Source organism: Bacillus sp. LQ16 (genome assembly GCF_057784645.1).
Genome location: NZ_CM173491.1, coordinates 1,627,363 through 1,637,043 on the forward strand (window position 1 = coordinate 1,627,363; position 9,681 = coordinate 1,637,043).

The 9,681-nt window shown below is 31.2% G+C and carries 9 protein-coding genes; all 9 read left to right on the top strand.

The features are described from left to right. Positions 1 to 271: 271 nt before the first annotated feature. The gene (locus AC3EMB_RS08320) at positions 272 to 1,465 is read left to right on the top strand and encodes an acyltransferase family protein (protein WP_049108366.1); all 1,194 of its coding nucleotides are present in this window, start codon (positions 272 to 274) and stop codon (positions 1,463 to 1,465) included. Continuing rightward, entirely contained in the window at positions 1,466 to 2,209 is a 744-nt protein-coding gene (locus tag AC3EMB_RS08325; RefSeq protein ID WP_000807062.1) for a YveK family protein, read from the top strand. Next, positions 2,196 to 2,816, top strand: a complete 621-nt coding sequence (locus AC3EMB_RS08330; RefSeq protein WP_445117476.1) for a CpsD/CapB family tyrosine-protein kinase — start codon at positions 2,196 to 2,198, stop codon at positions 2,814 to 2,816. Before AC3EMB_RS08325 ends, AC3EMB_RS08330 begins: the two co-directional genes overlap by 14 nt. 18 nt (positions 2,817 to 2,834) lie before the next feature. Then, positions 2,835 to 3,473, top strand: a complete 639-nt coding sequence (locus tag AC3EMB_RS08335) for a sugar transferase (protein WP_000617645.1) — start codon at positions 2,835 to 2,837, stop codon at positions 3,471 to 3,473. Between the two features lie 56 nt (positions 3,474 to 3,529). Then, positions 3,530 to 4,966 carry an oligosaccharide flippase family protein gene (locus AC3EMB_RS08340; protein WP_000533733.1) on the top strand — a complete coding sequence of 479 codons (1,437 nt, stop codon included), beginning with the start codon at positions 3,530 to 3,532 and terminating at the stop codon, positions 4,964 to 4,966. Between the two features lie 3 nt (positions 4,967 to 4,969). Beyond that, positions 4,970 to 6,184 carry an O-antigen ligase family protein gene (locus tag AC3EMB_RS08345; protein ID WP_445117478.1) on the top strand — a complete coding sequence of 405 codons (1,215 nt, stop codon included), beginning with the start codon at positions 4,970 to 4,972 and terminating at the stop codon, positions 6,182 to 6,184. Continuing rightward, positions 6,159 to 6,959, top strand: a complete 801-nt coding sequence (locus AC3EMB_RS08350) for a glycosyltransferase family 2 protein (protein WP_488517616.1) — start codon at positions 6,159 to 6,161, stop codon at positions 6,957 to 6,959. Before AC3EMB_RS08345 ends, AC3EMB_RS08350 begins: the two co-directional genes overlap by 26 nt. Continuing rightward, the gene (locus tag AC3EMB_RS08355) at positions 6,956 to 8,008 is read left to right on the top strand and encodes a glycosyltransferase family 4 protein (RefSeq protein ID WP_488517617.1); all 1,053 of its coding nucleotides are present in this window, start codon (positions 6,956 to 6,958) and stop codon (positions 8,006 to 8,008) included. The genes AC3EMB_RS08350 and AC3EMB_RS08355 overlap by 4 nt, the downstream gene beginning before the upstream one ends. A 93-nt stretch (positions 8,009 to 8,101) precedes the next feature. Then, positions 8,102 to 9,649, top strand: a complete 1,548-nt coding sequence (locus tag AC3EMB_RS08360; RefSeq protein ID WP_141241092.1) for a glycoside hydrolase family protein — start codon at positions 8,102 to 8,104, stop codon at positions 9,647 to 9,649. Positions 9,650 to 9,681: the final 32 nt, after the last annotated feature.

Genomic DNA, 9,681 nt, shown 5'->3' on the forward strand with positions numbered 1-9,681 from the left:
GCTATTCATCTCTTTAATTTTGTAAATATGCAAGAAATTTTTATAGTGTTTTTCTATCAATATTACTCATTTTTCGAGGTTGAAATTGGTATATACCAATTTTTGAGATTCGCTATTCATAATATTACAAAAAATGTTACAATACACTCAAATTTATACTATAAAATCATTTTAATATGAAAAATTGGAATGAAAAGAAAGGAGAGGAATATGAATAAAGATGTCGCTTTGAAATGATTATTATCATTTCATTAGGAGTTGATGTAAAAAGATGAAGAGATACGAAGAATTGGATTCTATAAGAGGGATTTCTTCATTAATAGTAATGATCGGTCATCATTTAATGATTTTTTCAGCATTTCAAAATTACAGTTATGAAGATAATAAACCATTTGTTGTGTATCTATTAAAAGAAACGCCTGCTCGTCTTATTTTTAGTAGTGGTAACGAATCTGTTATTATCTTTTTTGTTTTGAGCGGATTTGTTTTGTATGAATCTATTCAAAAAACCTATAGTAGCTATGGGTCATACCTTTTAAAACGTATATGCAGAATATATATTCCCTATATTGTGGCAATAATTATAGCTATTATATGCCAGGCTACAATTAGTGAATATGGTATTTCTTATTTAAGTGAATGGTTTAATCGCTCATGGACGATTGAAAGTTCTCCAAGCTTAATAGCGCAACATATTTTATTGGTTGGGAAATATAATACAGATGCATATAATGGTGTGATTTGGTCACTTGTCCATGAAATGCGAATATCAATAATTTTTCCGTTAATTTTGATGATTTGTTTACGAAAAACGTTAAGGTGTTCATTACTATTATTGTTTAGTTTTAGTATATGTTCTGTCGTAATATTATTTTTGTTTCGCTCGGGCTTAACATTAACAAGCTATGCATTAACGTTGCATTATACGGTGCTGTTTTTATTGGGGGCACTAGTTGCGAAGTATAAAAATAATTTAATAGTTTTTTATAGTAATTGTACTAAAAACACGAAAATTGCATGGTTTTTATTTGCGATTTTACTTTTTATGTATGAAGGACTTATTGGAGAAATTAAAGTACTCAATAATTTTATATTTCGAGACTACGTAGTGGCGATAAGTGCAAGTCTATTTGTCATATTAAGTTTGTCAATATCAACTTTGTCATCCTTGCTACGCAATAAATACTTGTTATATTTGGGGAAGATTTCTTACAGTCTTTATTTATACCATATTATATCGTTGTTTTCCCTTATATACATGTTCCATGAAATATTACCGTTGCCTATTATTTTAATTTTTTCACTTATATTTTCGTTTATACTTGCAATACTTTCGTATATATATGTAGAAAAATTTGCATTCAGAGTCGGAAAGTATGTAACAAAACAAGTGGATAGAAAGAAGAGAGGGGTATCTGTAAAGAGTGACTTGCAGGATGTTATTCAGAAAAGGGCGGTGAAATAATTGAAGCAAGAAATGAGTATAAAAGATTTTCAACAATTATTGAAAAGAAGATTCGTAACGATTATTTTAACGATGTGTTGTTTAACCGCTTCTTTAGTTCTTATCTCTATGTATGTTTTAAAGCCGTCATATCAATATTCAACGCAAATTCTTGTTGGGAATTTAGATGAGTTTAATAAGGAAAATTCAACAAATAAAACACAAGAAAATAAGCAACTAGTAACATCGTATGTTGATATTTTAAAAAGCCCATTAATTATTTCAACAGTCAAAAAAACTTTGAAATTAGAGCAATCAAGTTATGAATTAGCACAAAAAATCTCGGTAGTGAATACGGACAATTCACAAATTGTAACTGTTACAGTAAAAGATTCCAATCCGAAAGTCGTGAAAGACATTGTAAAGACATTGGCAGAGCAATCACAACAAAGTTTTCAACAGTACACAAATGTACAAGGTGTGAAAGTGTTGACTGATCCTGAGTTACAGGAACAGGCTGAAAAATTGTTTCCGAAATTTCAACTGATCATTCCTATTTCTTTAATTGTTAGTTTTTTTGTTGGGATAGGTTTAGCTGTATTTCGAGATTATTTTGATGAACGTATATACACGGAACAAGATTTAGAGAAAATAACAACAGTCTCTGTTATTGGTCACATAAATGTGAAACCGAATAGAAAACAGAAATCTACAGAGATTGATAAACAATCATCTATATATCGAGGTGAACATGTCGATGTTTAGGACAAAGAAACAGCTGCCATTCGATTTGCATGATAATCTGATGAAAGAGCAGTTTTATACGGTGTATCACGAGCTGAAAAAATCTGGAAAACAACTATTCACAGTTAGTTCAACGAAGGACAGAGGGGTTGTTGCCTCACTTATAGTAAATATGGGTCTAGTGTTTGCAGAAATGAAGAAAAAGGTGTTACTTATTGATGTGAATTTTTCTGACCCTAAATTACATGTATTATTACAAAGTGATCACATGATAACCGTAAACGATATAATAAGCTCTTTCCCCTGCAATTATGAATCTTTTTCTAGTAATTTGTCTAAATACTTATATTGTATTCCTGCAAAAAAAACAGTACACACAGGGACGCCCTTAGTTGCTATGGATGAATTTGATAATGCGATTGCTAAGTGGAAAGAAGATTTTGATTACATTTTCTTTTATTCTTCTGAAGTATTTGATCTTCCTGCTACGCACATTATTGCAGAGAAATGCGATGGAATGGTCTTAGCAGTTAAAAAGCGAAAAGATTCACTACGTACAGTGCAAAAAGTAATAGCGGATATAAATAGGAAAGAATGTGAATTAATAGGTATAATTTTATATTCTTGAATGTGGGGGTAACGATCCATGATTCGTGAAACAAATCAAGCCAAGTTGTATACGATTCCGGCTCAAGAAAAGCCTAGCATATTGAATCGAAGTGTAAAACGCTTGTTTGATATTATATTTTCAATCATATTGTTACTATTAACGATACCAATTATGTTGTTCTTTTGTATTATGATTACTTTAGAAACATCAGGGGCTCCAATTTACTTTCAAGAACGTTTAGGTATAAACGGGAAGAAGTTTAATGTATTTAAATTAAGATCAATGGTAAAGGATGCTGAAATAAATGGCCCACAATGGGCAAAAGAACATGATTCAAGAATTACAAAAGTTGGATTGTTTATAAGAAAAACGAGAATTGATGAATTACCACAACTTTTAAATATTTTAAGAGGAGATATGTCTTTTGTAGGCCCTAGACCAGAGAGAGAGTTTTTTTATAATGAGTTTGATACGTTTATTCCAGAATTTAAGGATCGTTTAATGGTAAAACCAGGATTAACAGGATGGGCACAAATAAATGGAGGATATAATCTTGATCCAAAGGAAAAGTTGAGGCTGGACATGGAGTATATTGAAATGAAAACATTTCGGCTGGACATCCGTATTTTATGTAAAACCGTTTTAATTGTATTGAACGGTAATGGTGCAAGATAAATATATATGTAAACAAACAACATATGTAAGTAGGTTACTTGCAAAGGAGAACTTGTATGGGTAGATCTATTCTAAACAATATTATCCATCTATTTTATAGTACGATTTTAGCTAACCTTCTTCAGGCCGTCAGTTTAATTGTTTTAGCAAACTTTTTTAACGCACAACATTATGGGATGTTTAGTGTTGCCATAGCAGTGACGTTTGTTATGTTATTTTTTACAGACTTAGGACTTAGTAATACGTTTCTTCGAGAAGGGGCAAAGGATGGAGCAGATTTAGAGAAGATTTTATCATCGTATATAAAAATAAGAATGATTCTACTTATTCTTATTTCTATAATCGGTTATATTGTTATTCATTATATGTATGCGGATAAAAATTTAATTTATATGATGATAAACGTAATGTTTTTCATGTTAATAGGATTAACTTGGCAAAACATAGGAATTGCCTATTTTCAACTGACGGAACGTATGAAGTATATAGCGCTCATTAAAGTTGTATCAGCATCGGTTGTCATTATAATTACATGTTTTTGTATTTTCGGAGAGTTACCGGTGTATGTAACGGCTCGCTTATATGCTTTTGGGTATATGATCGGTGGTTTATTCAGTATATATATCATGAGAAGAAAGACGAAAATGAATATGAAAGTCGTAATTCATAAAGCTTTATTTTGGCAATTAACTCCCTTTATTATTAGCGGTTTTTTAATAATGAGTACGCCACAATTAGCACCTATCTTGCTTAACTATACATTGCCATTAAGTATGGTAGGTGTTTTTGCAGTGGCGTACCGGATGCCGGCAGCTTTATATCAAGTACCAGGGGTAATTGCAGGTGCATTTTTTCCAGTGCTCTTTAAGCATTATAACCAGAATAATATAGAAGAGCATACGAAATTAAATTTGCTTCAAATTAAATCAATGGCGATTGTAGGAATATGTATGACGATCGGTTTATATCATTTAGCACCATACTTTATTTCTATATTTTTTCATGAAGAATGGAGCAATGCAGTAGAGCCACTCCAAATATTATCATTTCTTATTGTGCTACAAAGTTTAAATATTGCTATTGCTGACGGTTTAACGACGAGTGGATGTCAAAATAAGAGAACTGTTGTGCAGTGTGTAGCATTGGTGATAGGTGGGGTTATGCTTTATAGCTTTAGTAGTCTTGGTGGAGTGATAGGAGCGGCATACGCTATGGTTTTATTTGAAATAGTCGCTTTAGTGGGATATATAGCGGTAAGTGTAGTGAAGAAAAAAATTGTATTCCAAATTGTAATACCGTATACAATTTATTTTGGTGTAACCTTTATTGGAGTGCAATATATATTGCATACATATCATTTAATTGCGCTTGTTCTTAATATACTAATTGTAGTAGCTGCCATATTCCTATATGATTATGAGCTAAAAAAACTTCTTCTTTCTTTTATAAGAAAAATACGCAAAAAGGATTATATTACGAAACAGGGGATATAGCCTATGGAAAATAATATGAAAGTATCGATGGGATGGATTATTCTTCTAATATTATTTGTTATGTTAAGTAAATACAATTTATATATTGGATTTTCATTGAAAATATATATGATTTTTTTAGTCATATATTTTTGTTTAACAATTAAAGACTTTCATATTCAAAAGTTATATTTTCATGAAGTTATATTTTTACTGTTTTATTTCATTTATTGTTTGAGTGGAATTCTTTCTATGTATTTAAATGCTAGTATTCGTATGATTTTTGGCGTGCTACTTGTTTTAGGATGCTATTTTATAATGAGGAATTTATTGGGCAATACTGAAATAGTGGTACTTGAATCATCTATTGCTTATGTAGGAGTAGTATTTAATGTAGTAAGTCTAATACTCTATATAATCGGTTTACAATACTTTAGTTTATACGGTGGAGAAGAGAGAGAAATTTTTGCCGGGTTATTAGTTGATAGAGGATATCCACGGTTAATTGGATTGCTAGATGATCCTAACATTTTTATTTTCTATAATACAATATTTTTTATGTACTATATGACGAATTTACAAAATATCACTAACATCCTAGGGTTAATTTTATGTGTTACGACGAGTTTATTAACCTTTTCAAGGGGCGGTATATTAGCGCTTGTACTTGTCGTTTTTGTATATATATGTATATCTAGTTTCGCCAAAAAAATAAAAATAATTATGAGTTTAGTATTGTTTAGTGTAGTTATTTTTAGTTTATCGAATAGTGTAATGGGGGGCCAATTAGATGACATATTAAATAAACGAATTTCTGATTTTTCCCATGATAATGGAAGTGGTAGATTTACATTATGGGAAGCTGCTTTTAAATATTATTTATCCAATCCATATATCGGAATCGGTGCTTTTAACTTTTCGAATTATTATGAGTATCAATTTAATGAAAAATTATATGTACACAATACATTTTTAGAAATTTTGTCTGAATCGGGTACAATTGGTTTTCTTCTATATAGCGCGTTTTTATTCATATTAATGTTCAAGCTAGCGCAGCATACTTTGTTTCGTGAAAAACCATATCTTCTATTGACTATGATTGCATTTTTATTTCAGATGATGGCATTGTCACTCATTATTAACGAAGCGTTCTTTTTATTTTTAGCAGTTGTTGTGAAGTATATTTCAATATATGAAGGAAGGGGAAAGATAGATGGTAAAATGTCTATCAGCACATAACGAGCCGCCTTATGTTTCTGTAATAACACCTTCTTATAATAGTATACGATTTATAGGTGAGACAATTTCATCTGTACAGAATCAATCGTATGAAAACTGGGAAATGATTATCGTTGATGACGGTTCAACCGACCAATCTGCCGCAAAAATTAAAGAGATAATAGAAGGAGACTCACGAATTAGGTTATTATCATTAAAAGAAAATGTTGGTGCTGCTAAAGCTCGGAATTTAGCGATCCAAGAGGCAAGAGGAAGGTATATTGCCTTTTTAGATAGTGATGATATATGGTTGCCGCATAAATTGAAGACACAATTGTTATTTATGGAAGAAATGAATATAGCTTTTTCATATGCGTCGTATAGTTTAATTGATGAAAATGGTAATGAACTAAATTGCGAAGTGAGTGTACCAAAATCTGTTGACTATCATTATTTAGTAGGAAATACAATTATCGGGTGTTTAACAGTGATGATTGATCGTAAAAAAATTCCGTATGTCGAAATGCCTAGTATACAGCCGGAAGATACAGCGTTATGGCTGAACTTATTACATGAAGGGTATGAAGCAAAAGGGATACAGCAAGTATTAGCGAAGTATCGAATTGTAGCAAATTCTGTTTCGAGAAATAAAGTTAGAGCAGCTTTTCGGTATTGGAAATTGTTAAGGGAACAAGAACGACTGAATTCGGTGCAAATTTTTTACTATTTTAGTAAGTATGCTTATCATGCTTATAAAAAAAATAAAATCAATGTAGTTGGGAAGACGCAATTATGAATATACTGTTGATGACAGATAAATTGATAACTGGCGGAGCCGAGAGCTATTTCTGTAAATTGGAAAGTAATTTGCGTTATGATGATTTTAAGATTTATACAGCTGCAGGTGATGGAGAACTATATGAATCTCTTACTAGAAAAGAAAATTTTATATTACTTAGTCGATGGAATCATTTGAGAAATCTTTATTATTTACGAAACGAAATTTGTAAACGAAAGATAGAACTTATTCATGCAAATAGTTTGCGAATGGTATTATATGCTTTTCTAATTCAAAAGTTTATTAAAAAAAAGATGAAAATTGTTTATACGAAACATAATGTAACGATATTAGAAAAGAAAATGCCAACGCTTTTTCGTTATTTCATGAATAAATATGTAAACAATATTATTACAGTAAGTGAGTTTGAAAAGAATAATTTAATTTCAATTCATGTAGCAGAAGAAAAAATAAATACAATTTATAACGGTGTCGATATTGAAAAGTTTTTATTCCAGCAGAAGAAGAAAGAATCTACATATAAAATAGGGATATTAGCTAGATTATCCAAAGAGAAAAACCATCAACTATTTGTCAAAATTGCAAATGTGTTGAAAAAGAGAAATGATTTTATGTTTTATATTGCTGGTGATGGACCAGAGAAAGAATCGATTATGAAAGAAATAGAAAAATATGGATTGCGGCAAAGGGTGAAGATGCTAGGGAATATTTCAGAGCCGCATGAGTTTATTGGGAATATGGATGCCTTACTTTTATTATCTTTTCGTGAAGTGTTTCCAATGGTAGTAATTGAAGCGATGGCTACAGGGACACCAATTGTTTCAATAGATGTTGGCGGAATACATGAAGCGGTAATAGATGGAGAATCAGGTGTTTTAATATCTGAATATTGCGAATCTGAATTCGCAAGTGCACTTGAAGAACTACAAGGGAATGAAGAAAGGGTAAATGATATTAGATTGAAAGCACGAGAGAAAGCAGTGAGGTATTTCTCGTTAACTAAAATGATAGAAGAAACGAAAAATATATATGAGTTAAACAAATGACCGGGTAGGTCGTTTGTTTTTTTTATTATAGAAACTTTTAAGAGAGAACTCACATATTATATGAAAAAAGGTAATATGAGGAGTGAATTTATTTTGTCAGAATATATTTCTTCCCAAGAAGATTGTGCGCCAGAAGGTAGCGTTCACATCGATTGTTTTGGCGCAGTTCCAAACTCGGGAAATGATAGCTCATTAGCAATTCAGCAAGCTATTGATTATTGTGTAGCGAATCGAATTTCGACGGTTAGAATTACAGGGGTAAATACGTACAAAATTGTAAAGCCGATTGTTATTAAATCAAACGTAAGATTAGAATTAGATCCTACCGTAACGCTGCAAATTGATGGGGATTTTAATGCGTTTGAGCTACAAAGTAACGCTTCGATTGTTGGTGGTACTATTCAAGTTATAAATTCATTGTTTCAATCTGCTGTCATTTATGTTTCTGGTTCACAACAAATCGAACTACCTAATCAATCTGTTATATCAAATATAAATATAATAAATACAACTCCATCGTATAAAGGAAAAGCTATACATTTTTATTGTCAAAAGGCATGGGATTATATTAGTTTCTTTCAAGTTAAATTTATTCAAATTAAAAACTTTCAAACTGCAATATATTTGAAAACAGAGTATATAGATGATATCAATACACCTTGTTGGATTAACGCCAATGTATTTCAATCTATATTTATTGATGGATGTGTGTATGGGATTGAAGTCGATGGAAATAGTGATTTGCCAAATGAAAGTTCAGGAAATACGTTTCATGATATTCAAGTGCAATGTAGACAACAAACGAAAAAAGCAATTCGTTGCTCAGGTGCATATAATACATTTGATTGTATGATTTGGGATACGTACCGGATGAGTAGTGAACAAATTGTTATTGAATTTTCTTCCAATTCTCATCGTAACTACCTTTTTTCAAATCTGCTTTCGACAACTATTGTAGATAAAGGACAATACAATGTTTGTAAGTCTACTTATGAAGAATCCCTACGAATTCAGTTACCGTTGACGTTAAATAGACCTCATTTAATAGGAAACCAAGATGATATTTTAGTAAATGCTCAGCAGAAATATAATGTTAAGCAAGTAAGTGGGAAAGTGCCGTACGGGGGGAATCTCACAAATTGCTTTAATTTAATAGATGAACAAAGTGTAAACTATATTGACGTTCCAGATAGTAATCCAGTTGTAATTGAACTGGATTTTACGAAAAAACCAATACAAATGTTAAATTGTTTTGGAATGTATTTTGGGTGGGGAGAGAGTCCAAAGAAAATTAAAATTGAATATGCATTAAGTGCAACTGGAAGTTGGGTTATTGCGTTGGATGTTCCATTAAATGTTGGCGATACAATTATATCGAATATGAAGGCGAGTCAGTTATATAAAGTTAGAATTACATTAAGTGGGTATTCTCAAGATCATAAGCGTTTTCGAATTAATCGTATTTTTGCAAGGTCTTCTATGGAAAATGGGAGCGCTTGGTTAGCGACAACTGGTGGAAGAATGTTTGGAGATATTGAAATAGAGGCAAGTAAAGGTATAATCATGAAGACTGCTAGTGGAGTGAAGTGGAAAGTTACTATTAATGAAGCTGGCCAACTTATTACGACTAAGGTAACTTAAGATGATATTTAATTATATATCCTTGGACGAGT

Coding starts and splice junctions, on each gene's coding strand:
- AC3EMB_RS08320 (WP_049108366.1), top strand. CDS start 272: ATGAAGAGATACGAAGAATTGGATTCTATAAGAGGGATTTCTTCATTA.
- AC3EMB_RS08330 (WP_445117476.1), top strand. CDS start 2,196: ATGTCGATGTTTAGGACAAAGAAACAGCTGCCATTCGATTTGCATGAT.
- AC3EMB_RS08335 (WP_000617645.1), top strand. CDS start 2,835: ATGATTCGTGAAACAAATCAAGCCAAGTTGTATACGATTCCGGCTCAA.
- AC3EMB_RS08340 (WP_000533733.1), top strand. CDS start 3,530: ATGGGTAGATCTATTCTAAACAATATTATCCATCTATTTTATAGTACG.
- AC3EMB_RS08345 (WP_445117478.1), top strand. CDS start 4,970: ATGGAAAATAATATGAAAGTATCGATGGGATGGATTATTCTTCTAATA.
- AC3EMB_RS08350 (WP_488517616.1), top strand. CDS start 6,159: ATGGTAAAATGTCTATCAGCACATAACGAGCCGCCTTATGTTTCTGTA.
- AC3EMB_RS08355 (WP_488517617.1), top strand. CDS start 6,956: ATGAATATACTGTTGATGACAGATAAATTGATAACTGGCGGAGCCGAG.